The sequence below is a fragment of the Oceanicola sp. D3 genome (genome assembly GCF_006351965.1).
Taxonomy (GTDB): domain Bacteria; phylum Pseudomonadota; class Alphaproteobacteria; order Rhodobacterales; family Rhodobacteraceae; genus Vannielia.
This window is the reverse complement of the sequence record NZ_CP040932.1, coordinates 3,080,416-3,104,594: the sequence shown is the minus strand read 5'-3', so window position 1 is coordinate 3,104,594 and position 24,179 is coordinate 3,080,416. Positions and strand designations below refer to the sequence as shown.

Here is a 24,179-nt window from a genome sequence, read left to right as displayed (position 1 = left end):
GCTTTCTCATAGCCCAGCGGGGTCTGTTTACCACGTATTGGTTCGAGAGAAGCAACAGACTGGGGAATTTTCGGGTATGATAATTGGGCTTCATTGTGACCTCGGGGGAAACCGGGCATACCCTTCGCATGGCGCAAATCCTCATCGATTCACCAGATATTATTACCCTTTTGGGTGGTGGAGAGGTTAACGACCACCGCCTTAATCCAGCCTTAATCCGGGCCCCCCGGCTGGTGGCCGCCGATGGCGGGGCCGATGCGGCGCTGGCGAGAGGGTTAACGCCCGAGGCGGTGATCGGTGATTTCGACAGTCTTAGCGCCGAGGCCCGCGCCAGCCTGCCGCCCGAAACTCTGCACCACGTTGCGGAGCAGGACAGTACCGATTTCGAGAAGGTGCTTCAACGGGTGCGGGCGCCGATGCTTCTGGCGGTGGGCTTTCTCGGGCGGCGGCTTGATCACCAGCTTGCTGCCTTGAGCGCCCTTGTGCGCCACGCCGCGCGCCCCTGCCTTCTGCTCGGCGCCGATGACATCGCCTTCGCCGCGCCGCCGGAGATCGCGCTCGACCTTCCGGTGGGCAGCCGCCTGTCGCTCTACCCGCTGGCCCCTGTGACGGGCCGCTCGGAAGGGTTGGAATGGCCCATCGAGCGCCTCGCCTTCGCGCCCTCGGGGCAAATCGGCACCTCCAACCGGGTCACAGGCCGTGTGCGCCTCAGCTTCGATGCGCCGGGTATGGTGGTGATCACGCCGCCGGAGGCGCTGGACGCTCTGCTGGAAGGCTTTGCCGCCCTGCCACCTGCTCGCGCCAGATGATGTAGAGCCCGGCGCAGATCGTTACGCCGATTCCGGCCAGTGCGAGGCCATCGGGGAACTCCTTGAAGATCAGCCAGCCGATAAGGGTCGAGAACGGGATTTCGAGATATTGCATCGGCGCCAGCGTGGCCGTGGGCGCATGGCGCAGGCTCCACGTCATCAGCAGATGCGCCGTGGTGCCAATGCAGCCCATCGCCGCGATCAAGACCCATGTGCGCGGGGCTGGGGCGATCACGTCAAACTCCGCCCACCAGCTGCCGTCCGCAATCAGCAGCAGCGGCGCCAGCAGCGCGGTGCCCATCAGCCCGCTCACCGATTGCATGGCAACCGGGTCCACCTCGGCCCGCATCATCCGCGTGACCAGCATGAAGAAAGAGAAGTTCACCGCCACCAGCACCGGCAACAGCGCCGCCCAGCCAACCTCCACAAAGGAGGGCTGAATCACCATGCAGGTGCCGGCAAAGCCCACCGCGCAGGCCGTCAAACGCCGCACGCCCACCTCCTCGCCCAAAAAGAACCAGCCGAGCAGCAGCATGAAGAAGGGCATCACGAAAGCGATGGCCACCGCATCGGCCAGCGGGAGAAACCGCAGGGAGAGAAACATCGACCCGATCCCGACGATATGCAGCACCGTGCGAAGCGCGGTAAACCCCAGCGCCCGTCGGCTCATTCGCAGCGTGCCGCCCGCCAGCAGCACGATCGGCACCAAGATCAGCGCCTGAATCGCAAAGCGAAAGAACACAAGCTGGCTCAGCGGCACATGCCCGCCCAGCAGCTTGGCCACACTGTCACCCAGGGGTGCCAGAAGGCAAAACCCAAGCATGAGCGTGATACCAAGAAGCGGGCGATCGGCCTGTTGCATGACGGAGTCATATGTCTCCCGGCCCGCCCGGGCAAGGGGCCGCGGTCCCGCCTAAATCCACGCGAGAGCCGCAGCCACCACAGCAAGGTAACGCCCCGCCTTGGCGAGGGTGACGATCAGCAGAAAGCTCGGCAGGGGCTCCCGCAGCACCCCCGCCACCACCGTCAGCGGGTCACCGATAAACGGCACCCAACTCGCCAGCAGGCTCCAGCGCCCCCAACGGTGATACACCGCCTCGGCCCGGGCCATCCCCTTGCCCGAGACCGGAAACCACCGCCTGTCCTGAAACCGCCGCAGGAACCGCCCGCAAAGCCAATTCACCACCGAGCCCAGCACGTTGCCCACCGTGGCAACGCCAAGCAGCAGCGGCACCGAAAGGGCAGGGTCCGTGACCAGATAGGCCAGCACCAACTCCGACTGCGCCGGCAGCAGCGTGGCCGCGACCAAGGCCGCGACGAAGAGGCTGAAATAGGGGGTCATGCGCGCTCGGCCGTTTGTTCAGCCCCGGCTCACCGGCTCACCGGCAAATCGGCAGTTCGCGCGGCTCGGTCTTTGGCAGCGACCTGCGCCAGCGGTTGATCACAGGCTGCAACTTGCGCTTGGGCCAGAAGCGTGGCGCACCGATCTCCCGCAGGCAGGCGCTGTTCCAATACAGCCCCGCATCCGCCAGCGAGGCCCGCGCCTTCACCGCCCTCGCCACCGCGTCGATGTCACGCCCCTCGGGGTAGATATAGAGCGTCGTCGGGCTGTTCTCGACCAGCCGCAAAATCTCCCGCGTCGCCTCGCCCGACCATGTGGTGCAGCCATTGCTCCGCCCGCCGGTATAATCCACCAGCCGCCCCACAGGCACATAGCCCTCCTCATCGGCGTAGGGGCTTCTTGGCATCTGCATCCGGCACTGCCACTTCACGAAGACTGCCTGATGCCCGCCAATCGCCCGCTCCCGCGCATTTGAGGTTTCTCCGCGCCCGTCAAACAGCAGGAAGGTGCGGTGAAACGGCGTCAGCTTGCCCGACTGGCGGACATAGCCCTTGAAAGAGGTGCGCGTCTTGGCGGTGACGTATTCGCCCCCCATCGTCAGCTTCGAGCCCTCCGCATTGCTGAAATGCCGCGCACATTGCCGCCCGTTGGCAAAATTCGCCCGCTGCAACTTGCGCCCGTTGCCATGCCCCGAAGACACCGCCCGAAACACCCGCTGCTTCTCGCAGATAATGTAATAACGGCCCGACCCGCCGGGCCGCGTGGCATCCTTCGCCATGTAACAGGGGTTGCGCACCTCGCGCCGCTTCACCCGCTCTTGGTAAAGCGCCCGCGCCCGGCTGAGCACCACAGGCGCAATCTGCCCTTCGCCGGTGCCGACATGAGCCTTGAGCCAGCCGGGAATGCCGGATTGTGCCGCGGATATGCCGGGCACCGCGCCACTCAGGGCGAAAATCACGGCAACGAAAATGCGCATTCTGCGTCTCATGGAAACCTCCTGCTCGGTGGGCCTTGCGGGGAGGGTAGCATGAGGACGGGCCGGGTGGGGAGGGGGATGGGGTGCTCTGCCGTTCGGACTGACACAGCCCGATGGTCAGGGTGTGCGGACAAAGCCGTCGTTCTCTGCACGCGCAGTTTGGGGCGCTCCGAGCGGCGGCTTTTTACAGGTAGCTATCGGGCGGTGGCCCTCCCGGTAGCTGCTGTGCGGCATAGAAGATTGCCGTGCGCGTCATTCTGGTCCGAATACTTGGCCCACTGAGGGTGGCGCATTTCGCCCGCATCCATCCTAGATGTCGCAACATCTCCGATGTCAGAGCTTGGCGCATTAAATGCAAGGGGCCGTAGATCATTCGATTCTAAGTGTGCTTGGGCTCTTTTTCGGAGCGCAGATTGCGCCCAAGCCCCTGCTGCAGGCGCTATTGTTTCATCTGATTGTGATATATGTGCTTTAATGTCAGATAGTTAGAATCCCTTCGGGCGGGGAAAAGTATGTATTGCTCTATCGTATGTATTTATTGTTGACTGCGAGAATAGTATATCAATATGTTATCTCCATACTATGGAGATCGACATGGAACTTACGAAGCATGCAAGGCAGCGCGCAGCACAGCGTTCAGTCCCCGAATCTGTGATCGCCGCGATCTATGCCTTTGGCACCCCCTACAGTGCGCGCGGCTGCACAGGCCTGAGGCTGGACCGCACCTCGATTGAGCTGGCGGCCGACGATTTGTCTCCGCAGGAGCTTGCGCGGCTTCGTCGATTCCATGGCGTCTACCTCGTCACCTCGGGGGCGACAGTCGTCACGGTCGCACATGCAACTTCTCGTCGCTTTCACTAAACCAACCCTTTCCCAAAGGATTCTGAACCTTGGAAAACTCCAACTTCCCCCAGAAATACCTCTCCTTGATCGCAACTAACGCTGCTGAGGCCCACCTCGCATCGCCTGCCCTGACTATCGCGGAAGAGGGCGAACTTCGGATCAAGTACGCGCCCTTTGACCACGTTACACTGAACGCACGTCTCGTCATCGTCGGCATTACTCCGGGCGCTACTCAAGCCAATGCTGCACTCAAGGCCAGCCGCGCGGCAATCCTCGCGGGTGCTGATTTGCCCGACGCCCTGGTTCGGGCCAAGTCCCACGCCAGCTTCAGCGGCCCGATGCGCGCCAACCTCGTTGCGATGCTGGATGCGATCGGCGTGGCCGAATACTTCAGTCTTTCGTCCTCGGAGCAATTGTTCGAAGCGGACAGCGAGCAGGTTCATTTCACCTCGGCGCTGCGCTATCCGGTGTTCCGGCAGGGCAAGAACTATAATGGGACGCCGAACATGCTGAAGACGCCGCTACTCCGACAGATGATCGACACCTGCTTGGCCGAGGAGGCGCGGCAGCTCCCTGAGGCGCTTTGGCTTCCGCTGGGGCCCAAGGCTGGGGAAGCCCTGCAGCATTTGGTGCAGTGCGGCCTTCTGCAGGGGGATCGTGTGCTTGCCGGGATGCCGCACCCTAGCGGCGCCAACGCGGAACGCGTCGCGGTCTTTCTTGGGCGCAAGTCACCGCAGGCAGCGTCACGCCAAACAAAAGGGGCTGCCCTGTGCACCGCGTTCAAGCGGCTGGGGAAGCAGATATCCGAACTGAAAGGAGGCCGCCAATGAGCCGTCGCACAACTTCTGCCCCGTCCGCTGATGAAATCATGGGCGAAGCGCTGAACGATCTGCGCGGGGTGCTTCTCGGCATCGCTTGCCAGATCGTCGTGACCTCCGGGGATGATGAACAGGCCGAAACCTTCCTTGGCATCTCTCTAGAAGACTTCTCTTTGGGGTCCATGCCGGGAGATGCCGATACCCAACTCCGGAACATTGATCTGAGCCGTTTCTGGATTGCGCGGCAGATCGAACGTGCCTGTTCCTTTGCCTTGCAGACCGGCACCGCGACCGAACGTGCCGCCTTCGATGAAGACGACTGGAATGACCTAGCGATCTTCTTGGAAGGAGCACCTCGAACCAGCTTCGCCGGAGAGCTGACCGCCTTGGTGCATGCGGACAGCGCGCTGCGCCGGACGCTTGAGATGGCCCTCGCCCGCATGAAACTGATGCATGGCGCGGCCCTGACCATCCGTGAGTTGTCGCTGCTTGCCGGGATCGGTGAAACAGCGGTGCGGACCTCTCTGAGCGCTGATGGCATCAAAACCGAAGGCAAGCCTGCACGCGTCAGTGCAGAACTGGCGGATCCCTGGCTGCTGCGTCGGAGGGGGTTTGTCCCGACCCTTCAGCTTGAAGGCGAGACGGAAGCCGCCTCTCCGCTAATCTTGGAAATCAGGACCCTGCTGACAGAGCGCCAGATGGAGGTCGAGGACCTAATCGCAAAGGCGGAGGTCGATGCGACTTGGCTGACAGAGTTGCTGTCAGGTGATCCTGTTGCTTGTGACGTCGAGCGTTTGTGTCGACTGGCGTCCGCTCTGGGGATCGACCCTGCTGCTTTCGCGGGCCGCGCAGTCGAGGCACTGCTAAAAGCGCGCTAAGCAGCGAAGTAGGTTTGCTCCTGCTATGGACAAGCCTGCGTGTCAGAGCAGCGAGTCCAGGGATTGGAAATAACGCACTGCACATCGAGTGCCGCGAAATCTCCATTCAATTTTGGCTGACGGCCACGAGGAAGTTTATCGCCAGGCAACGAAATCCCAGTTTGAAAGCGTGAAATGAGGTTTTCGCTTTCAGGCCGGGTGGTCGGCTAGTCTCGCCTAGGATCAGACGAATGCACTCGCAGCGAAGGTTCGGCAAGGTCGCGAAAGTTCGGGCTCGAAACGGACTTTCGGCAGATAGATCGCCTACAGCCCACACCGCCCTACGGCTTCACCACCAACCCCGGCGGCGTGGTCGCAAGATACTCCGCGCTCACCTCGTTGATCAGCATCGTTTCGGTCAGCTCGATCCCGCCGTCATCCAGCCAGAGCCCCGGCATGAAGTGAAACACCATGCCCGCCTCCAACTCTGTCTCGTCACCTTCCCGCAGGCTCATCGTCCGCTCGCCCCAGTCCGGCGGGTAGCTGAGGCCCACTGAATATCCACACCGGCTGTTCTTCTCAAAGCCATAGCGGTTGAGCGTCTGGGTGAAGGACAGCGCCACCTCGGCGCAGGTCGCCCCGGGCCGTGCCGCCCCCATCACCGCCGCCGTGGCCGCCATCAGCGCCTCCTCGGCCTTGCGATACTTGTTGGGCGGCTCGCCAAAGAACAGCGTGCGCGACTGCGGGCAATGATAGCGCCGGTGACACCCCGCGATCTCGAAGAAGGTCGGCGTCCCACGCAAGATCGGCGCGCCGTCCCACGTGAGATGCGGTGCCGTGGCATCCATCCCCGAGGGGGTCATCGGCACAATCGCCGGATAGTCGCCCCAGGCGCCCCGCGTGCCCAGCGCCCCGGCTTTCAGGATCTCCGCCACCAGCGCGTTCTTCTGCATCCCCGGCTCGGCAACCTCGGCGATCACCCGATGCATCTCGGTCACGATCTCGCCCGCACGCCGCATGTAGCTGATCTCGGCGGGCGACTTCACCGCCCGGCACCAGTTCACCAGCCCCGTCGCATCGGCCACATCCGCATCCGGCAACCCGGCGGTCAGGGCCAGATGGGCGGCGGCGGAATAATAGTAATTGTCGAGCTCCACCCCGATCCGCGAGGCCCCGTGCCCGCTGTCGCTCACCAGTTGTGCCAGCACGGTCATCGGGTGGGCATCCGGGTTCTGCACCAGCCAGTCCTCGTAGCCGAAGATATGATCCTGGCTCATCCAAACCGTCCGCCGCGCCCCCGCCGCATCCATCCCGCGCCCCCACCAAACCGGGTCGTCCTTCATGCTGACGATCACCGCCTGATGGACGTAAAACGACCAGCCGTCATAGCCCGTCAGCCAGTTCATGTTGGACGGGTCGGAAATGACAAGCACCTCCAGCCCCTTCTCCTCCATCGAGGCCCGCACGGCGGCGAGCCTCTCGTGGTATTCGGTGCGGGCGAAGGCGAGGGCCGAGGAGGGCAGGGAGGCCGCCGGGGCGGCACCGCCCTGCAGTGCCATCGGGGCGGATCGGGTGTGAGGCTTGGTGGTCATGCGGCGAGAGTGGGGGAGAGCGCGCGGCGGGGCAAGCGGAAGATGCACCCCGCGCACCTTGCCTCCATGCGGCCTTCATGCCTGAATGGCCCCGCGCCACAGCCCGGCGCCCCGAGGGAGGATGACATGGCCGAAGATACCGCACTCAACCCCGACTACCTGATTGCCGATGAGGCCGAGCTCGCCGCGCTCTTCCCCGCCACCCACCAGCTGGCGATCGACAAATGCATGCCTGCGCTCGACGCGCATTCCCGCGCCTTCATCGCCCGCGCGCCCTTCCTCTGCATCTCCACCCAGTCGCCCGACGGGCTGGCCGATGTCAGCCCGCGCGGCGACCCGGCGGGCTTCGTCCGCGTGCTGGATGACCACACGCTGCTCATCCCCGACCGGCCCGGCAACAACCGGCTCGACACCCAGCGCAACATCCTCGCCAACCCCGCCGTCGGCCTGATCTTCATGGTGCCCGGCTTCGACGAAACCCTGCGCGTCAACGGCACCGCCCGCCTCACCCGCGACCCGGCGCTGCTGGCCACGATGGAGGTGCAGGGCCGCCGCCCCACCACCGCCATCGCCGTCACGGTGCACGAAGCCTTCCTACACTGCGCCAAGGCCTTCCGCCGCTCCCGCCTCTGGGACCCGGCCACCCTGCAAGACCGCAAGGCCTTCCCCTCCCTGCGCGCCATGATCCACGACCAGACAACCGGGCGGCCCGCAGACCCGGCGGAGCTGGAAAAGCTGGATGCCGACCTCGAAGAGGCTTATCGGAGGTCGATGTATTAGGGGTGGTCACCAAGACGTTCCGACCCCACCGACCAAACCGTGAAATAAACCCAAGGCCAGCGCCCGTCCCGCATGGGGCGCCTCGCTACAAGCGCCTCAATCCCAGCCGCGCACCGCGGTGAAGTTCAGCCGAACCCTACCCAAGCGCTCGCCCCGTGGGGGGCGGGACAGAGGCTGGCCGGCGGTGCCGACCGGGTGAGTGGAGAACCCCTCTCCTATCAATCCTTCCGCCTGCTCTGCTCATAATTGAACTGCTCGAAAATGTGCATCCGACCATTGTGGCGGGCGTCGGCAAGCCACAACTTCTTTCGGACATCTGGAGGTTCAAAAGACTGGTATTTACCGCCCGAAAATTTTGGCCAGTCTATGGCCATCCCGATTTTCACCATCTCTTCCGACAAATCACGACCATCGGGCAGGGCGCACTTCGCTACTGTCCGACCATGGTGGTCGATATCTGTGATTTCTGCACGTATCAACTTTCCCTTGCAGAGTTTGACCAACGCCCATTTTGCTTTTTGACCATAAGGATGATTCAATTCGGGAGCATCTATTCCGAACAGTCGTATCTGAGTCTTTGCAATGACGATAGAATCGCCGTCTATGACCCAAGCAGGGCCCCGTATCTCTCCCCGAGGCCGAACTTTAGAAGAAGTTGTCGTATCGAAGCGCCCTCGCGGCAGTGAGGACCTGTTAGGCCTTGTCAGTGGTTTGACACGCCTCCGATAACCTCCCTTTATCGACCGTCGAATCGTCCTTCTAGCTGACTTCTTCAGCTCTGCTGCGGCCAATGCGGCTAAGAGCAACCCGGCGGCGGTCAATATAGCAACTATAGCTTCCAACAACCGGCTCCAATAAAAGCCAGCATGGTAGTCTGTCAGAACAATTGTGCAAGAATATTGGCGCCCGAACCATCCCGAGCGCCGGACCCCTCAACAATTCGGCACATTCACCGCCAGCCCGCCCAAACTCGTCTCCTTGTACTTCTCGCCCATATCCCGCCCGGTCTCCATCAGCGTCTTGATGCAGGCATCCAGCGGCACTAGATGCGAGCCATCCCCCCGCAGCGCCAAGCTCGCCGCCGACACCGCCTTGATCGCCCCCAGCCCGTTGCGCTCGATGCAGGGCACCTGCACCAGCCCGCGCACCGGGTCGCAGGTCATCCCGAGGTGATGTTCCAGCGCGATCTCCGCCGCGTTCTCCACCTGCTCCGCCGTGCCGCCCATCACCGCACAGAGCCCCGCAGCGGCCATCGCCGCCGCGCTGCCCACCTCGGCCTGGCAGCCCGCCTCGGCGCCCGAAATGGAAGCGTTGTGCTTGATCAGCCCGCCCACCGCCGCCGCTGTCAGCAGGAACTCCCCCACCTTCGAGGGCACCGCGCCGGGCACATGGTCCAGCCAATAGCGGATCACCGCGGGCACCACGCCCGCCGCGCCATTCGTGGGCGCCGTCACCACCTGTCCGCCCGCCGCGTTCTCTTCGTTCACGGCCATGGCGTAGCAGCTCATCCAGTCGTTGATCGTATGCGGCGCGGTCAGGTTCATGCCGCGCTCGGCCTGCAACGCCTCCCAGATCTTCGCCGCCCGTCGCTTCACCTTCAGTCCGCCGGGCAGCACGCCCTCGTTCTCCAGCCCGCGTTGCAAGCAGCCGTTCATCACCTCCCAGACACGCGCCAGCCCGCGCTCGATCTCCTCGGCGCTCCGGCGGGTCCGCTCATTGGCCATCTTCATCGCGGCAATGCTCAGCCCGCTCTCGGCGGCCATGTCGAGCATCTCCTGTGCGGACTTGAAGGCGAACGGCACCGGTGCGCCCTGCGCCGTGTCCGCCCCAGCCGCCAGCTCCTTCTCCGACAGCACGAAGCCGCCGCCCACGGAGTAATAGACCTCCCGGTCGATCACGTCGCCCTGCCCATCCAGCGCCTCGAAGGCCAGCCCGTTGGGATGGCCGGGCAGGGGGGCCTCGTAGTCGAAGATCAGGTCGTTCGCCGGGGCAAAGCGCAGCTCGCCCAGCCCCTCGGGCGCGATCATGCCCGTCGCCTTCACCTCCGCCAAAGCCGCCTCGCCCGCCTCGGCCTCATAGGTCTCGGGCACGAGGCCCGCGAGGCCCAGGATCACCGCCCGGTCGGTCGCGTGGCCCACCCCGGTGAAGGCCAGCGACCCATGCAGCCGGGCGCGCACGCCGGTGACGGCAAAGGGCAGGCCGCGCAGCCGGTCGAGGTAGCGCGCGGCGGCCACCATCGGCCCCATGGTGTGAGACGATGACGGGCCGATGCCCACCTTGAACATTTCGAAGACGGAGACGAACATGGCCGCCACCATGCCAGCGCCGCGCCTGGCGGCAAGCCTGAAAACGAAACTTCCCGCACGATGCCCGCACCGTGGCCAAGGCCGCCCGCTTTCGCGGTGCCGGAGCAGCGTCGTCAAGTCCCGGCGCGCGGCGGGTTAACCTGACGCCGTTTTGCAAATCTGCATATGCATGGGATGTGCATGGCCTGTGCATCGCTTGTGCCCCGGGTCGCTCCAGGGTTAACGCCGCTTCGGCAGCTCCGCAGATGCATTTCCGCATTGCCCGCGCAGTCCACCGCGTTACCTTCGCGCCCATGCCGCACGATCACCATCATCACCACCACGTCGATCCCGAGATGGGAGACCGCAAGCTCGCCCTCGCCGTTCTGGTGAACTTCGGGCTGACCGTGGCCCAGATCGTCGGCGGGTTGCTCTCCGGCTCGCTCGCCCTCATCGCCGATGCGTTGCACAACCTCTCGGATGCGGTGTCGCTGGTGATCGCCTTCGCCGCCCGCCGCATCGCTCGCCGACCGGCGGATGCAGGCATGACCTTCGGCTATGGCCGGGCCGAGATGGTGGCTGCACTGATCAACTATACCACCCTGATTTTGCTGGCGGTTTATCTCGCCTACGAGGGGGTGATGCGGCTCTTCGCACCAGAGGATGTCGAGGGCTGGACGGTGGTGATCATCGCGGCCATCGCGCTCATCGTCGATGCGGTGACAGCCCTGCTCACCTTCGCCATGTCCAAGACCTCCGCCAATATCCGCGCCGCCTTCCTGCACAACCTCGCGGATGCGCTGGGCTCTGTGGCGGTGATCGTCGCTGGCACGCTCATCCTGCTCTACGACTGGCGCCTGGCCGACCCGCTGGTCACCCTCCTGATCTCCGCCTACATCCTCTGGCACGCCCTCGCCGAGGTGCCCGGCGTCATCCGGATGCTGATGCTCGGCGCCCCGCCCGGACTCGATATTTCCGAGTTGTCCCAAGAGCTTGCGGCCATTCCCGGCGTCGCCTCCGTACACCATCTGCACCTCTGGCAGATGCAGGAGCACGAGGCCGCGCTGGAGGCCCATGTGGTGCTGGAAGAGGGCCGCTGGAGTGAGGCTGATGCGATCAAATCGGCGTTGAAATCCGCACTCGCCGCGCGCTTCCACATCCACCATTCCACCCTCGAGCTGGAATGTGCGGCCCATGCCTGCCGGGCGCCCCGGCTCATCGGCCACGGCTGAGGCCGTTTTGCCCTCGCACCCTGCGGCCCCAGCCCCTATAACCATGCCCGGACGGCCACCAGGGGGAGACCGCAGATGACTGACCTTTCGCCGATCGACAAGGCCAAGTTCGTCGCCGCCAAACGCGCGGTTGACTACGTGCAGGACGGCATGCGCGTGGGCCTCGGCACCGGCTCCACGGCGGCTTGGATGGTGCGCTGTCTTGCTGAAAAGATGCAGGAGGAGAAGCTCGATATCGTCGGCGTTCCCACCTCCACCCGCACCGCCGATCTGGCGCGTGAGCTGGGCATTCCGGTGGTGTCTCTGGACGAGGCCAAATGGCTCGATCTCACCATCGACGGGGCCGACGAGTTCGACGGCGAGCTCAACCTCATCAAGGGCGGCGGCGGGGCGCTGCTGCAAGAGAAAATTGTCGCAACCGCCTCTGACAGGATGGTGGTGATCGCCGATGCGGCCAAGGATGTCACCTCGCTCGGGGCCTTTCCGCTGCCGGTGGAGGTGATCCCCTTCGGCTGGCAAACAACCAAGGCGCTGGTCGAGGAAACCCTTATAAACATGGATGTTCTGGGCCGCGACACCAGCCTGCGCATGAACGACGATGCGCCCTATGTGACCGATGAGGGCAACTACATTCTCGATTTGCACCTGCGCCGCATCGGCAACGCGCGCCAGTTGAGCCTCGTGCTCAATCAGGTGCCCGGCGTGGTTGAAAACGGGTTGTTCATCGACATATGCGACGTAGTGATCATCGGTCACGGCGACGGGCGCGTGCAGGTGCGCGACATCAATGAAGGCACCGAGGAGGAAGAGAAGATCGACCTCCTTGAGGGAGACAACATCTTCGCCGACCTCTGAGGAGGAGAGGGCGGCCAGCGAGGCAAGGCAGACACATGGAATTTGATTACGATCTCTTCGTCATCGGCGGCGGCTCCGGCGGGGTGCGCGCGGCGCGGCTGGCCAGTTCGGAAGCGGGCGTCAAAGTGGGGCTGGCGGAAGAGTATCGCATGGGGGGCACCTGTGTGATCCGTGGCTGCGTGCCCAAAAAGCTGATGGTCTTTGCCTCGCATTTCCCCGAAGAGATGAAGCTGGCGCAGGCCTACGGCTGGACGGTGCACGCCGGCGGGTTTGACTGGGGCAAGTTCCGCCATCACCTGCACGCCGAGTTGGACAGGCTGGAGCAGATCTACACCCGCAACCTCGAAAAGGCCGGCGTGGAGATTTTCGGGCAGCGTGCTGTGGTGAAAGACCCGCATACCGTTGCGCTGGCTGATGGCACCGAATTCAAATGCCGCCACATCCTTGTGGCCACGGGCGGGGCCCCCAGCTTTCCGCCGCTGGAGGGGGCCGAGGAATACGGCATCAGCTCCAACGATGTGTTCCTCTTCGATGAGTTGCCAGAGAGCATCCTGATCATCGGCGGCGGCTTTATCGCCTGTGAAATGGCCTGTATTCTCAATGGCCTGGGAGTGAAAACGACGATCTTCCTGCGCGGGGCGCAGATTTTGCGCGGCTTTGATGACGAGGCCCGCGGCCACCTTGCCGACCACATGGAAAGCCTCGGCATCGAGATCCACTGCGGCACCTCCATTACCGACATGCAAAAGCTGGAGCACGGCGTTTTGGTGCGCACCAGCACCGGGCACGAGGGCATCTATGAGAAGATCCTTTTTGCCACCGGCCGCGACCCCAACACCAAGGGGCTCGGGCTGGAGGAGGCGGGCGTGAAGCTGGGCCGCATGGGCGAGGTGGTCGTCAACGAATTCAGCCAGACAGACGTGCCCTCGATCTACGCCATCGGCGATGTGACCGGGCGGGTGGAGCTGACGCCGGTTGCCATCCGCGAGGGGGTGGCCTTTGTGAACACCGTGTTCCACGGCAAACCAACGCCGGTGGATCACGAGCTGGTGCCCTCTGCCGTTTACACTCAGCCCGAGCTGGGCACCGTGGGCATCACGGAGAACGAGGCAGAGCGCGCGATGGAGGCAGGCGGCGAGGCCTATGAGGTGTATTCCACCTCCTTCCGCCCGATGAAAACCGCCTTCGCCCATACCGATGACCGGGTGATGATGAAGCTGATCGTCGGCAAGGAGAGCCGCAAGGTGCTGGGCTGCCATATCGTGGCCCCCGAGGCTGGCGAGATGATCCAGCTTGCCGGCATCGCCATCAAGATGGGTGCGACGAAAGAAGATTTTGACCGCACCTGCGCGGTGCATCCGACCATGGCAGAGGAACTGGTGACGATGAAAACCCCCGTGCGCTGAGGCGTCGCGGGGCGCGGGCGCAGTTGAATTTGGCGCTCCCGTAACCACCTGTGCTACAACACGAACCAACCCGCCCCCGAAGGCGGACCGGCAAGGAAGAGGAAAGAGACACATATGGCTGGCAATAACGGCGGCCCTTGGGGCGGCGGATCGTCTGGCGGTGGCTCCGGCGGTGGCAATGGCGACGATCGTGATCGTCCCAATCGCCCGGAGGGCGGGCGCAGGCCCGGTGAGGGGGCAGGGATCCCCGAGATCGACCAGATCATGAAAAAGGGTCAGGAGCAGCTGAAGGTGCTCATGGGCGGGCGTGGCGGCGGCAGCAATGGCCGTGGCCCCGGCGGACGTGGCCCGGGGGGCGGCGGCGCTCCCTGGCTCACTCGCGGCACCCTGCTGATTGGCGTCGGCGCAGCGGCCCTGCTCTGGGCCTTCTCCAGCTTTTACACTGTCCGGCCTGAACAACAGTCGGTCGAGCTGTTTCTGGGCGAGTTCTCCGACATCGGCACAGAAGGCCTCAACTTCGCCCCCTGGCCCTTCGTCACCGCCGAGGTGATCGACGTCACCACCAACCGCACCGAGGATATCGGCGTGCGGCGTGGCTCTTCGGGCAATGACGGGCTGATGCTGACCACCGACGAGAACATCGTCGATATCGACTTTCAGGTGGTCTGGAACGTGAAGAACGCGGCAGATTTCCTGTTCTCGCTGCAACAGCCTGAGCTCACCGTGCGCTCGGTGGCCGAGTCCGCCATGCGCGAAGTGATCGCGCAGTCCGAACTCGCCCCGATCCTCAACCGGGACCGTGCGGCGATTGAAGCGGCGGTGGATGAGCTGATCCAGCAGATCCTCGACCAGCAGGAAACCGGCATCAACGTGATCCGCGTCAACTTCAACAAGGTGGACCCGCCCTCGCAGCAGGTGCAGGTGACGGACATCAATGGCAACACCACCAACACCTCGGTGATTGATGCCTTCCGCGACGTGCAGGCCGCCGAGCAGGAGCGTGATCAGGTTGAACGTCAGGCCGATGCCTATGCCAACGGACGCCTCGCAGCAGCCCGTGGTCAGGGTGCGCGGATCCTTGAGGAAAGCGAAGCCTATCGCTCGCGCGTCGTCAACGACGCCACCGGTGAAAGCTCGCGCTTCTTGTCGGTGCTGGAAGAGTATCGCGCCGCGCCGGAAGTGACGCGCAAGCGCCTCTACCTTGAAACGATGGAAAAGGTGCTGGGCGATGTCGATAAAATTATCCTTGAAAATCAAGGTGAAGACGGTGGCTCGGGCGTTGTGCCTTACCTGCCGCTCAACGAGCTTCGCCGATCCACTACCAGCGGAGGGAGCAACTGATGAACCGCGCCTCCTATCTCATTCCCGTCGTCGCCATCGTGCTGGCCGCGCTGCTTTCGTCGATCTACATCGTCGATGAGCGTGAAAAGGTGCTGGTGCTCCGTTTCGGCCAGATCAAGCAGGAACGCGTCGAGCCGGGCTGGTACTTGAAAGTGCCGCTGCTCGACGATGTTGTGGACTACGAAGACCGTATCCTCTCCATCGAAACGCCGCTGATCGAGGTCACCCCGGCTGATGACCGGCGTCTCGTGGTCGATGCTTTTGTGCTTTGGCGCATCGTTGATCTGGTGCAGTTCCGTCAGGCCCTCGGTGCCGGTGACGAACGCGCTGCCGAGATCCAGCTGAACGACATTCTCGACGGTCAGATCCGCGCTGTGCTGGGTTCGGATGGTGTGACGTCCAACACCATTCTCTCGCCCGAGCGGACCTCGCTGATGGACCAGATCGAAGTGCGGGCCAACGCTCGTGCCTCGGCTCTGGGCATCGAGGTTGTCGACGTTCGGCTGCGGCAGACCAACCTGCCCGACCAGAACTTCGACGCCACCCTGCAACGGATGATCGCCGAGCGGGAACGGGAAGCCATCGACGAACGGGCCCGAGGCCAGGAAGCGGCCCAGAGGGTGCGCGCCTCCGCTGACCGGACCTACGAGGAGATCCTCGCCGAAGCTCGCCGTGATGCCCGCATCATTCAGGGTCAGGCCGATGCGGAACGAAACCGTATCTTCGCCGAAGCCTATGGGCAGGATCAGGAGTTCTTCGAGTTCTACCGTTCGCTGACCGCTTATGAGAACGCGCTGAAGGGTAACAATTCGTCAATGGTGATGAGCCCGGACTCGGAGTTCTTCAATTACCTGCGCAGCGATGGCTCCTCTGCCGGCGCGGCGCCGGCACCAGTTGATGAGGCTGCTGCGGCAGCGGCACGGGAGGCCAATGAGGCCGCCATCCGCGCCGCCGAGGAATCGGCTGCCGAAACGGCCAGCGAGGCCGAAGCGGTGACCGAGACCATGCCGGACCCGGTGAACATCCCTGATGAGGCCGAGATCGGCACAGAAGGGGACGCCGAGGGCGCTGCCGAGGGTGACACCAGTGAGGTTCCGATGGAGCCTGCCGGTGAAACCGACGCCTCCACCGATGCGCCGGGCCCTGCCGAGGATGCACCCGCTGAGGAGGCCCCGGCCGAGGAGGCTCCCGCCGACGACACCACGGGCAACTGACCCATGGCCTTGGCGCTCTACGCGCTTGGCGCAATCTGCATTGTGGAGGGGCTGGTGCTTGCACTGGCCCCTTCGCTTTATGAAGACATTCTGCGCTGGATCGTCTCCCTGCCGCACGAAGCGCGCAGGACGATCGGCTTTCTGGCGCTGACGGCAGGGGCGCTTTCCCTCTGGGCGGCGGCGTGGATTGGTGGATGAGGCGCGGTTTTCACGCCTCGGGGCAACGCACCCCCTTGCGCGACGCTTCCGTGGCTGAAACACTTTGCGCCGAGGGTTGACGCGGTATTCACGGCCAAGTGACGCACCGCGATAGCCATTGAGTTGCGCTTCTGCCTTCCTATCTGGGAAATAGACAGAAGCAGAGAGGGGCGCCTGACCGGCCTGACGCGCATTTCGCGCAGGCCCGTGCCGGCCGGTCCGCCCCGACGATCAAGGGAGACCATCCAGTGACTTCACAGGCAATCGCAACCCCAATGGTGCAGGACCGCCGAGGCGCTTTTGCGCTGCGCGGCCTCTTCGCCCTGCTCATCGGCATGGCGCTGCTGGCGGCGCAAGCCGTGAATGCGCAATCTCGCGCCATTCCCGGCAGCTTCGCTGACCTTGCCGAGCAGATCAGCCCCTCGGTTGTCAACATCACCACCTCCACCACGGTTTCGCGCCGCACTGGCCCCACGCCGCAGGTGCCGGAAGGCTCGCCCTTCGAGGACTTCTTCCGCGATTTTCTTGACCGTGAAGGCAACCCGGACCGTCCGCGCCGCAGCTCGGCGCTGGGTTCGGGCTTTGTGATCTCTGAAGATGGTTACATCGTGACGAATAACCACGTCATTGAAGGCGCGGACCAGATCACCATCGAGTTCTTCTCCGGCAAGGAGTTGGACGCCGAAGTGGTGGGTACCGATGCCAACACCGACATTGCTCTGCTGAAGGTCGAGCCTGAAGAGGCGCTGCCCTTTGTTCCCTTTGGCGACAGCAACACCGCCCGCGTGGGCGATTGGGTGATTGCCATGGGCAACCCGCTTGGTCAGGGCTTTTCGGTTTCCGCCGGGATCGTTTCGGCCCGCAACCGGGCGCTCTCGGGCACCTATGACGATTACATCCAGACCGACGCCGCCATTAACCGCGGCAACTCCGGTGGCCCGCTGTTCAACATGGACGGTCAGGTGATTGGTGTGAACACCGCGATCCTGTCGCCCAACGGCGGCTCCATCGGCATCGGCTTCTCCATGGCCTCCAACGTGGTGACCAAGGTGGTTGCCCAGCTCAAGGAATACGGCGAAACCCGACGCGGCTGGCTGGGTGTGCGTATTCAGGATGTCACCCCGGATGTGGCCGAAGCCATTGGCCTGACCCCGGCCAAGGGCGCGCTGGTCACCGATGTTCCCGAAGGTCCGGCCATGGAAGCTGGCATGAAATCGGGCGATGTGATCATCAGCTTCGACGGGCAAGAGGTGGAAGACGTGCGCGGCCTCGTGCGCCGGGTGGGCAACACCGAGGTCGGCAAAACCGTCCGCATGGTGGTGTTCCGCGATGGCAAGACCGAGACGCTGAAGGTCACCCTTGGTCGCCGTGAAGAGGCCGAAGGCGCTGTGCCCGCGGTGGCCGAGCAGGGAGAGGGCGCAGAGCCCGAAGCGCCGCAGGAGCAAGAGCTCCTGGGCCTCACCGTCACCACGCTGACCGATGAGCTGCGCGAGCAGATGAGCCTCGACGGCAATGAGGAAGGGCTGGTGATCAAGGAGGTCGACGAGATGTCGGAGGCCTACGAGAAGGGCCTGCGCGCGGGCGACATCATCACGGAGGCCGGCCAGCAAAAGGTGCGGGCGGTGAATGAGCTGGAAGACCGGGTGGAAGAAGCCCGCGAGGCTGGCCGCAAATCGCTCCTGCTGCTGATCCGCCGTGCCGGAGAGCCCCGCTTCGTGGCGCTCTCGCTGGAATAAATCGAGTTCTCATAGGCGAGAAAACCTGGCCCGCGCATCCAGCGCGGGTCTTTTTCTGTCAGGGTTGGGTTGGGGCAGGCAGGTGGGCGGCAGGCAGCTGTGTGCCGTGAATTTCAACCGCTATGCGCGTTGAAAAACGCGATTGTCCGGGCAAAGAAATCGGCCCGCACCTCGGGCGTTTCCATCAGGATCTCATGCTCCGCGCCCTCAGGCACCACGAGCTCCGCTCCGGGCCAGCTATCCATGCGTTTGCGCACCGCTGCCGGGTCTACGATCCGCTCATTGCCGCCCAGATAGGTCAGGCAGGGCAGGTCGGGGGCGGGCATGCGCATCAGCCCGCGCATTTCCACCAATGCCCGGTTCAGCCAATGCAGGCTCGGCCCGCCCAAGGCCAGCTCGGGGTGGGCGGTGAGTTGGGCGCGCATGTAGAGCCACATCTCTTCGTCACGGGTGAGCATGTTATTTTCGAATTCAGCGGTGAGCGCATAGGTTTCGGGCACGGTGCCGGGGGCAAACCTGCCGCCCATGCCGAGGGGGCGCGACAGGGTTGAGAGCACCCAGGCCGCGGGCCGCACCACCGGATGAAACCGGATGCCCCACATCGGGGCCGAGAATGCCGCAGCCTTCAGCTCCAGCCGATGCGCGGCGCGAAGCCCGATGCAGCCGCCCATGGAGTGGCCGATGAGCACGTGGGGCAGGGGGGCGGCTTCCAGCTCGCGCACCGCCGCCACCATCGCATCGACGTCGAGTTGATAGTCGTCAAACTCGTTGACATGGCCGGTTGCCGGGTCGGGCAGGGCACGATCGGCCAAGCCTTGGCCGCGCCAGTCCATCGCTGCCATGTTCAAGCCCGCGGCCACATATTCATGCGCCGCGCGGCCATATTTTTCAACGTATTCGGTGCGACCGGGGAAGAAGAGCACGGTGCCTTTGGCGGGGCCCTCCGCCTCGCTCGCCGGCCACCACGCCATGCGCACCCGCACCCCGTCGGCGCAGGTCAGCCAGTAGGCGCGGCCCCCCTCGGGGCCGTCCGCCTCATCATAAAGCGGTGCGTCCTGCACGCCTCAGCTCAGCGCGCCGCCGAGTTTCATGGCCATGCCCATATCACCATCCACCTTCAGGCGTCCGCCCATGAAGGCAGCGGTGGGGTTGAGATCGCCGGAGAGAATCGCCTCGAAGGTTTCGGCATCGGCGCTCATCGTCACCTCGGCCTCTTCGTCGCCTGCGCGGGCACCGTCGCTGTCGACCATGATCGCGCCTTCATCTTCGATCACGAACTTTGCCGTGCCGTCAAAACCGCCATCCAGCTTTTCGTTCAGGGCTGTTACAGCGCTCTCTACTACAGAACTCATGCCAATCTCCTTCCAATGTGACCGTACGGGGGCTTGGCTCCCCCGCCGCTTGCGCTAAACTCATGCACAGATATGCGAGTTATGGCCAGACCCCTCAACTTTCACGTCACGGCATTTGCCGTGCTGCTGGCATTTGCCGCACCCCTCGCCGCGCAAGACGAGGATGTGCCCGGTGCGCCGCCCGAAATGCCAACGCCTTCGGCAGATGTTGCTGCGCCTATGCCCGAGGAGGAAGGTGGCCGTGCGTCGCTTGATCAACTGTTTGCCGAACTGGCCCAGCCAGAGCAGATGGGCTGGCAGCGCATCGAGGATGCGATCTGGATCGAATGGTCGCGCTCCGGCTCTGCGCCAATGGATCTTTTGCTAAAGCAAGGCCGCGAGGCGCTTGAGCGGCAAGAGTACGATCTTGCCATCGAACATCTCACCGCGCTAACGGATCATGCGCCGGAGTTTGCCGAGGGCTTCAACGCCCGCGCCACGGCTTTCTTTCAGCTCGAAATGTATGGCCTCGCGCTTGAGGACATTCGCCGCACGCTGGATCTGAACCCGCGCCATTTTGCGGCGCTCACCGGGCTTGCCGTGATCATGGAACAGATGGGCGAAGAGGCTCGGGCGCTGACCGCCTATCAGAAAGTTCTGGAAATTCACCCGCATCGCCCCAATGTGAAGGAGGCCGTCGAGCGGCTTGAATTCACCGTGATGGGCAAGCGCATCTGACGACCTCCTAACGCTCTTATCGGAGAGGCCCCATGGGCGTCGAACCTGCGCGCATCACGGCCCTTCTGGGGCCCACCAACACCGGCAAGACGCATTTCGCCATCGAGCGGATGCTGGCCTATCCCTCTGGCGTGATCGGCTTGCCGCTTCGGCTTCTGGCGCGCGAGGTCTATGACCGGATCGTTGGGCTGCGCGGGCCGAATGCGGTGGCGCTGGTGACCGGAGAAGAGCGCATCGTGCCGCCCCGCGCACGCTACTGGGTTTGCACCGTGGAGGCGATGCCGCTGACCGGGGAGCATGATTTTCTCGCCATCGACGAGATTCAGCTTTGTGCCGACCCGGAGCGCGGGCATGTGTTCACCGACCGGTTGATGAACGCGCGCGGGCGGCACGAAACCATGTTTCTCGGGGCAGAAACCATGCGCCCCGCCATCGCGCAGCTGGTGCCCCGTGCCCAGTTTGTAAAGCGTGAGCGGTTTTCGCACCTCACCTACGCAGGTTCGAAAAAGATAAGCCGAATGCCCGCACGCTCCGCCATCGTCGGGTTCTCGGTTGAAAATGTATATGCCATCGCCGAGCTGATCCGCCGCCAGAAGGGCGGCTGCGCGGTGGTGATGGGCGCGCTGAGCCCGCGCACTCGCAATGCGCAGGTGGCGCTCTACCAGAATGGCGATGTCGATTACCTCGTGGCCACCGACGCCATCGGCATGGGCCTCAACCTCGACCTGCACCACGTTGCCTTTTCGGCCACCTCCAAATTCGACGGGCGGCGGATGCGCCCGCTCACCGCGCAGGAGATCGGCCAGATCGCGGGCCGGGCCGGGCGCTATCAGCGCGACGGGTCTTTCGGCGTAACGGGTGAGGCCTCGCCGCTCTCGGAAGAGGTGGTGGAGGCCGTCACCGAGCACCGTTTCGAGCCGGTCCGCCGGCTGGAATGGCGCAACCCCGAGCTGGACTACCGCAGCCCCGCCCATCTCATCGCTTCGCTTGAAGCCCGGCCCGACAACACGCTACTCACCCGCGCCCGCGAGGCAGACGACCTCGGCGCGCTCAAGGCCCTTGCCGCCGCGCCCGAGCTGGCAGCCCGGACCACGTCCCGCGCCGACACCAAGCTGCTCTGGGATGTCTGCCGCATTCCCGATTTTCGCGGCATCTCTCACGCCGAGCACACCAGCTTGCTGACCAAGATTTTCGCCGACCTGCACGAGTTTGGCCGCATCCCCGACGACTGGTTCGCGCGCCAGGTCAAACGGCAGGACCGAACCGATGGCGGCATTGATACGTTGTCCAAGCGACTGGCGTATATCCGCACATGGACATATGTCGCGCAACGCAAGGGCTGGCTTGACGACGAATCCCATTGGCGCGAGGCAACCCGCGCGGTAGAAGACCGCCTGTCGGATGCCCTTCACGGGGCGCTGACCCAAAGATTTGTCGACCGGCGCACATCTGTGTTGCTGCGGCGGTTGAAACAGAAGGAGAGCCTCGTGGCTGATGTGAACGACAAAGGTGAAGTGGTGATCGAAGGCCACACGGTGGGGCGCCTTGAGGGGTTCCGCTTCCGGCAGGCAGACACCGCCGATGCAGGTGAGGCCAAAACCCTTCGCGCTGCCGCTGTTGCGGCGCTTGGCCCGCAGTTCTCTCTTTTGTCTGACCGCTTCTACAACGCCCCCGATACCGAGCTCGACTATACCGAGCAGGGCGGGCTGATGTGGGGCGAGCATGCCGTGGGCAAGCTGGTGAAGGGCCCCGAAGCGCTCAAGCCGCAGGTTCAGGCCTTTGTCGATGACGAGGCCGGGGCCGATGTGGCCGAAAAGGTCACGCGCCGCCTCCAGCATTTCATCGACCGCAAGATCGCCGCGCTGTTCGAGCCTCTGCTGGCGGTAAAGGGCGATGAAGCGCTCACCGGCCTTGCGCGCGGCTTCGGCTTCCAGCTCATCGAGGCGCTGGGCGTCATCCCGCGCGATCAGGTGGCTCAAGATGTGAAGGCTCTCGATCAGGAGGCGCGCGGCGCGCTGCGCAAGCATGGCGTCCGCTTCGGCCAGTTCACCATTTTCATGCCGTTGCTGCTCAAGCCTGCGCCCACCCGGTTGCGGCTGGTGCTGTGGTCGCTCCACGAGGGGCTTCAGGAGTTTCCCGAAAGCCCTCCGCCGGGCCTTGTGACCATTCCGCGCCCCGAAGGGCTGGCCGAGGGCTATGCCGCGATGTCGGGCTACCGCCCCGCCGGGGCCCGCGCGATCCGGATCGACATGCTGGAGCGCCTTGCCGACCAACTCCGCAGCCAGGATAGCCGCGCGGGCTTCGAGGCGAACGCCGATATGCTCTCGATCACCGGCATGACGCTGGAGCAATTCGCTGACCTCATGGGCGGGCTGGGTTACAAGGCCGAGAAGGGCGAGCGCGCCAAGGTGAAGCCGGTGGATGCCGTCGTGCCAGAGGCGGAAGGCACCGCGCCCGAGGGTGATACCCCGGTGATGGACGCCGCCGAGACGCAGCCCGAGGGCGGCATTATCGAGCAACCCACGCCCGAGACCCCGGCAGATGACATCTCGCCCGAAGCCGAGGCTTTGCCCGATGAGGGCGTGGCTCCCGTGGCCGAAACCCCCGCCGAGCCCGCACCCGAAGAGCCCGTGGCCGAAACGCCTGCCGAAGAGCTCGCGCCGGGCACCGCGCCCGACGCCGAAATCGCAGGCCCTGAGATGGAGGTGTTCTACACCTTCACGTGGGGCGGCAATCGCGGCGGTCGTCGCAATGACCAGCAAGGCAACCGCCCGAAGGGGCAGGGCAAGGGCAAGCCACGCGGCAAGGGTGGCCCGAAGGGCAAAGGCGGCCCCCGCCGCGACGACGGGCCGAAAAACTTCCAGTCTCGCCCACCGCGCAAGGAAAAGCAGATCGACCCCGATAACCCCTTCGCGCAAGCGTTGATGGGCCTCAAGAAAGAGTGAGCGCGGCCGGGGACAGCCCGCGCCCCACGTTGCGCATCGACAAGTGGCTGTTCCATGCCCGCTTCTTCAAGACCCGCAGCCTCGCTGCAAAGATCGTGAGTGACGGCAAGCTGCGGGTGGATGGCACGCCCATCTCCAAACCGTCCCGCATGGTTTCTCCGGGGGATACGCTGACCTTTCCGAAGGATACGCATATCCGTGTTATTCGCATCGTGGCTCTCGGCACCCGCCGTGGGCCCGCGTCCGAGGCGCAAGAGCTCTACGAAGACCTTGCCCCACCAGAACGCCCGTACCACGATCCGTCACAGCCGCAGACTGGCGTTCGCCCCACGCAGCGAGATCGACGCACCGCGCTCCGAATGCGAGGCAAGTCGCTTGAATGACGGGATGGTTTGAAATACCTCTGCCCCGAACACTTCCGAGGCCCGCATGACCTATATCGTCAACGACAACTGCATCGCCTGCAAATACACCGACTGCGTCGAAGTTTGCCCTGTGGATTGCTTCTACGAGGGTGAGAACATGCTGGTGATCCACCCCGATGAATGTATCGACTGTGGCGTTTGCGAGCCTGAATGCCCGGCAGACGCGATCCGGCCAGATACCGAGCCGGAGATGGAGAAGTGGGTCGAGTTTAACCGCAAATACTCCGAGATGTGGCCGGTCATCGTGACCAAGAAAGACCCGCTGCCCGAAGCCGATGAGATGGATGGCAAACCGGGCAAGATGGAGCTCTTCTCGGAAGCCGCGGGCGAGGGCGGCTGAACCGGCGCTGCTCTGCCGATTTGACCATTCGGTAAAAACGTCGCGGCTCTGCGCTCGCGATGCGCTTTGAGAATCGTCATTTTTGTGATACATTCCTTGATGATGGAACGTAAATC

24 protein-coding genes are annotated in these 24,179 nt (G+C 64.0%); 16 read left to right on the top strand and 8 right to left on the bottom strand.

Annotated features, from left to right (window positions below; translation table 11 throughout):
* Nucleotides 1-128: 128 nt before the first annotated feature.
* The gene (locus FHY55_RS15555) at nt 129-809 is read left to right on the top strand and encodes a thiamine diphosphokinase (RefSeq protein ID WP_140015059.1); all 681 of its coding nucleotides are present in this window, start codon (nt 129-131) and stop codon (nt 807-809) included.
* Here FHY55_RS15555 and FHY55_RS15550 read toward each other — a convergent pair.
* Genes FHY55_RS15550 through FHY55_RS15540 form a run of 3 tightly spaced genes read right to left on the bottom strand, consistent with a single transcriptional unit; the run spans nt 739 to nt 3,139 of the window.
* Nucleotides 739-1,671, bottom strand: a complete 933-nt coding sequence (locus tag FHY55_RS15550) for a DMT family transporter (RefSeq protein ID WP_140015058.1) — start codon at nt 1,669-1,671, stop codon at nt 739-741. The two genes, FHY55_RS15555 and FHY55_RS15550, sit on opposite strands and share 71 nt — an antisense overlap.
* A 51-nt stretch (nt 1,672-1,722) precedes the next feature.
* Nucleotides 1,723-2,151 carry a YqaA family protein gene (locus FHY55_RS15545; RefSeq protein WP_140015057.1) on the bottom strand — a complete coding sequence of 143 codons (429 nt, stop codon included), beginning with the start codon at nt 2,149-2,151 and terminating at the stop codon, nt 1,723-1,725.
* A gap of 37 nt (nt 2,152-2,188) precedes the next feature.
* Nucleotides 2,189-3,139, bottom strand: a complete 951-nt coding sequence (locus FHY55_RS15540; RefSeq protein ID WP_140015056.1) for a murein L,D-transpeptidase catalytic domain-containing protein — start codon at nt 3,137-3,139, stop codon at nt 2,189-2,191.
* A 582-nt stretch (nt 3,140-3,721) separates the two neighbouring features.
* Between FHY55_RS15540 and FHY55_RS15535 the strand changes: the two genes are divergently transcribed.
* The 3 genes from FHY55_RS15535 to FHY55_RS15525 are packed head-to-tail and all read left to right on the top strand — an operon-like array spanning nt 3,722 to nt 5,666.
* On the top strand, nt 3,722-3,988 hold the full coding sequence (locus tag FHY55_RS15535) for a hypothetical protein (RefSeq protein WP_140015055.1): 267 nt from the start codon (nt 3,722-3,724) through the stop codon (nt 3,986-3,988).
* Between the two features lie 29 nt (nt 3,989-4,017).
* Nucleotides 4,018-4,800 (top strand): hypothetical protein, encoded by a 783-nt coding sequence (locus FHY55_RS15530; RefSeq protein ID WP_140015054.1) that lies wholly within the window; start codon nt 4,018-4,020, stop codon nt 4,798-4,800.
* Entirely contained in the window at nt 4,797-5,666 is an 870-nt protein-coding gene (locus tag FHY55_RS15525) for a helix-turn-helix transcriptional regulator (protein ID WP_140015053.1), read from the top strand. Before FHY55_RS15530 ends, FHY55_RS15525 begins: the two co-directional genes overlap by 4 nt.
* Before the next feature lie 320 nt (nt 5,667-5,986).
* On the opposite strand, the gene FHY55_RS15520 is transcribed toward FHY55_RS15525, so the two are convergent.
* Nucleotides 5,987-7,204 carry a M24 family metallopeptidase gene (locus FHY55_RS15520; protein WP_140016145.1) on the bottom strand — a complete coding sequence of 406 codons (1,218 nt, stop codon included), beginning with the start codon at nt 7,202-7,204 and terminating at the stop codon, nt 5,987-5,989.
* A 159-nt stretch (nt 7,205-7,363) separates the two neighbouring features.
* Between FHY55_RS15520 and FHY55_RS15515 the strand changes: the two genes are divergently transcribed.
* Entirely contained in the window at nt 7,364-8,017 is a 654-nt protein-coding gene (locus FHY55_RS15515) for a pyridoxamine 5'-phosphate oxidase family protein (RefSeq protein WP_140015052.1), read from the top strand.
* Between the two features lie 218 nt (nt 8,018-8,235).
* Here the strand turns inward: FHY55_RS15515 and FHY55_RS15510 are convergent, their stop codons facing one another.
* Both FHY55_RS15510 and FHY55_RS15505 read right to left on the bottom strand, forming a co-directional pair.
* Entirely contained in the window at nt 8,236-8,556 is a 321-nt protein-coding gene (locus FHY55_RS15510) for a thermonuclease family protein (protein ID WP_254695340.1), read from the bottom strand.
* Between the two features lie 393 nt (nt 8,557-8,949).
* Entirely contained in the window at nt 8,950-10,323 is a 1,374-nt protein-coding gene (locus FHY55_RS15505) for an L-serine ammonia-lyase (RefSeq protein WP_140015051.1), read from the bottom strand.
* A 293-nt stretch (nt 10,324-10,616) separates the two neighbouring features.
* Here FHY55_RS15505 and FHY55_RS15500 point away from each other — a divergent pair, with 293 nt between their 5' ends.
* The 7 genes from FHY55_RS15500 (at nt 10,617) to FHY55_RS15470 (ending at nt 18,284) form a co-directional block, all read left to right on the top strand.
* On the top strand, nt 10,617-11,534 hold the full coding sequence (locus FHY55_RS15500; RefSeq protein WP_140015050.1) for a cation diffusion facilitator family transporter: 918 nt from the start codon (nt 10,617-10,619) through the stop codon (nt 11,532-11,534).
* Between the two features lie 75 nt (nt 11,535-11,609).
* A complete protein-coding gene (rpiA, locus tag FHY55_RS15495) occupies nt 11,610-12,389 on the top strand; it encodes a ribose-5-phosphate isomerase RpiA (protein WP_140015049.1) in 780 nt (259 codons plus the stop codon).
* Nucleotides 12,390-12,424: 35 nt separating this feature from the next.
* Nucleotides 12,425-13,795, top strand: a complete 1,371-nt coding sequence (gorA, locus tag FHY55_RS15490; protein WP_140015048.1) for a glutathione-disulfide reductase — start codon at nt 12,425-12,427, stop codon at nt 13,793-13,795.
* Nucleotides 13,796-13,909: 114 nt separating this feature from the next.
* Nucleotides 13,910-15,136 carry an FtsH protease activity modulator HflK gene (gene hflK / locus FHY55_RS15485; RefSeq protein WP_168223024.1) on the top strand — a complete coding sequence of 409 codons (1,227 nt, stop codon included), beginning with the start codon at nt 13,910-13,912 and terminating at the stop codon, nt 15,134-15,136.
* Nucleotides 15,136-16,350 carry a protease modulator HflC gene (hflC, locus tag FHY55_RS15480; protein ID WP_140015047.1) on the top strand — a complete coding sequence of 405 codons (1,215 nt, stop codon included), beginning with the start codon at nt 15,136-15,138 and terminating at the stop codon, nt 16,348-16,350. The genes hflK and hflC overlap by 1 nt, the downstream gene beginning before the upstream one ends.
* 3 nt (nt 16,351-16,353) lie before the next feature.
* Nucleotides 16,354-16,548 (top strand): DUF2065 domain-containing protein, encoded by a 195-nt coding sequence (locus FHY55_RS15475; protein WP_140015046.1) that lies wholly within the window; start codon nt 16,354-16,356, stop codon nt 16,546-16,548.
* Between the two features lie 335 nt (nt 16,549-16,883).
* Nucleotides 16,884-18,284: a Do family serine endopeptidase gene (locus tag FHY55_RS15470; protein ID WP_140016142.1), complete on the top strand. Its 1,401-nt coding sequence runs from the start codon at nt 16,884-16,886 to the stop codon at nt 18,282-18,284.
* A gap of 113 nt (nt 18,285-18,397) precedes the next feature.
* Here the strand turns inward: FHY55_RS15470 and FHY55_RS15465 are convergent, their stop codons facing one another.
* Nucleotides 18,398-19,345, bottom strand: coding sequence for an alpha/beta fold hydrolase (locus FHY55_RS15465; RefSeq protein WP_254695339.1), 948 nt, complete (start codon nt 19,343-19,345; stop codon nt 18,398-18,400).
* Nucleotides 19,346-19,348: 3 nt separating this feature from the next.
* The gene (locus tag FHY55_RS15460; RefSeq protein WP_140015045.1) at nt 19,349-19,636 is read right to left on the bottom strand and encodes an SCP2 sterol-binding domain-containing protein; all 288 of its coding nucleotides are present in this window, start codon (nt 19,634-19,636) and stop codon (nt 19,349-19,351) included.
* Between the two features lie 81 nt (nt 19,637-19,717).
* Between FHY55_RS15460 and FHY55_RS15455 the strand changes: the two genes are divergently transcribed.
* From FHY55_RS15455 to fdxA, 4 genes are read left to right on the top strand one after another with little or no spacing between them, the layout of a single operon-like run.
* On the top strand, nt 19,718-20,353 hold the full coding sequence (locus FHY55_RS15455; protein WP_254695338.1) for a tetratricopeptide repeat protein: 636 nt from the start codon (nt 19,718-19,720) through the stop codon (nt 20,351-20,353).
* A 32-nt stretch (nt 20,354-20,385) separates the two neighbouring features.
* Nucleotides 20,386-23,298, top strand: coding sequence for a helicase-related protein (locus tag FHY55_RS15450; RefSeq protein WP_140015044.1), 2,913 nt, complete (start codon nt 20,386-20,388; stop codon nt 23,296-23,298).
* Nucleotides 23,295-23,681: an RNA-binding S4 domain-containing protein gene (locus tag FHY55_RS15445; RefSeq protein ID WP_140015043.1), complete on the top strand. Its 387-nt coding sequence runs from the start codon at nt 23,295-23,297 to the stop codon at nt 23,679-23,681. The genes FHY55_RS15450 and FHY55_RS15445 overlap by 4 nt, the downstream gene beginning before the upstream one ends.
* A gap of 46 nt (nt 23,682-23,727) precedes the next feature.
* Nucleotides 23,728-24,063, top strand: coding sequence for a ferredoxin FdxA (gene fdxA / locus FHY55_RS15440; protein WP_140015042.1), 336 nt, complete (start codon nt 23,728-23,730; stop codon nt 24,061-24,063).
* Nucleotides 24,064-24,179 lie beyond the last annotated feature (116 nt).

Coding starts and splice junctions, on each gene's coding strand:
- FHY55_RS15545 (WP_140015057.1), bottom strand. CDS start 2,151: ATGACCCCCTATTTCAGCCTCTTCGTCGCGGCCTTGGTCGCGGCCACG.
- FHY55_RS15535 (WP_140015055.1), top strand. CDS start 3,722: ATGGAACTTACGAAGCATGCAAGGCAGCGCGCAGCACAGCGTTCAGTC.
- FHY55_RS15470 (WP_140016142.1), top strand. CDS start 16,884: ATGGCGCTGCTGGCGGCGCAAGCCGTGAATGCGCAATCTCGCGCCATT.
- FHY55_RS15500 (WP_140015050.1), top strand. CDS start 10,617: ATGCCGCACGATCACCATCATCACCACCACGTCGATCCCGAGATGGGA.
- FHY55_RS15555 (WP_140015059.1), top strand. CDS start 129: ATGGCGCAAATCCTCATCGATTCACCAGATATTATTACCCTTTTGGGT.
- FHY55_RS15460 (WP_140015045.1), bottom strand. CDS start 19,636: ATGAGTTCTGTAGTAGAGAGCGCTGTAACAGCCCTGAACGAAAAGCTG.
- fdxA (WP_140015042.1), top strand. CDS start 23,728: ATGACCTATATCGTCAACGACAACTGCATCGCCTGCAAATACACCGAC.
- hflC (WP_140015047.1), top strand. CDS start 15,136: ATGAACCGCGCCTCCTATCTCATTCCCGTCGTCGCCATCGTGCTGGCC.
- FHY55_RS15455 (WP_254695338.1), top strand. CDS start 19,718: ATGGCCAGACCCCTCAACTTTCACGTCACGGCATTTGCCGTGCTGCTG.
- FHY55_RS15550 (WP_140015058.1), bottom strand. CDS start 1,671: ATGCAACAGGCCGATCGCCCGCTTCTTGGTATCACGCTCATGCTTGGG.
- FHY55_RS15520 (WP_140016145.1), bottom strand. CDS start 7,204: ATGGCACTGCAGGGCGGTGCCGCCCCGGCGGCCTCCCTGCCCTCCTCG.
- FHY55_RS15515 (WP_140015052.1), top strand. CDS start 7,364: ATGGCCGAAGATACCGCACTCAACCCCGACTACCTGATTGCCGATGAG.
- FHY55_RS15505 (WP_140015051.1), bottom strand. CDS start 10,323: ATGTTCGTCTCCGTCTTCGAAATGTTCAAGGTGGGCATCGGCCCGTCA.
- gorA (WP_140015048.1), top strand. CDS start 12,425: ATGGAATTTGATTACGATCTCTTCGTCATCGGCGGCGGCTCCGGCGGG.
- FHY55_RS15525 (WP_140015053.1), top strand. CDS start 4,797: ATGAGCCGTCGCACAACTTCTGCCCCGTCCGCTGATGAAATCATGGGC.
- hflK (WP_168223024.1), top strand. CDS start 13,910: ATGGCTGGCAATAACGGCGGCCCTTGGGGCGGCGGATCGTCTGGCGGT.
- FHY55_RS15475 (WP_140015046.1), top strand. CDS start 16,354: ATGGCCTTGGCGCTCTACGCGCTTGGCGCAATCTGCATTGTGGAGGGG.
- FHY55_RS15450 (WP_140015044.1), top strand. CDS start 20,386: ATGGGCGTCGAACCTGCGCGCATCACGGCCCTTCTGGGGCCCACCAAC.
- FHY55_RS15540 (WP_140015056.1), bottom strand. CDS start 3,139: ATGAGACGCAGAATGCGCATTTTCGTTGCCGTGATTTTCGCCCTGAGT.
- rpiA (WP_140015049.1), top strand. CDS start 11,610: ATGACTGACCTTTCGCCGATCGACAAGGCCAAGTTCGTCGCCGCCAAA.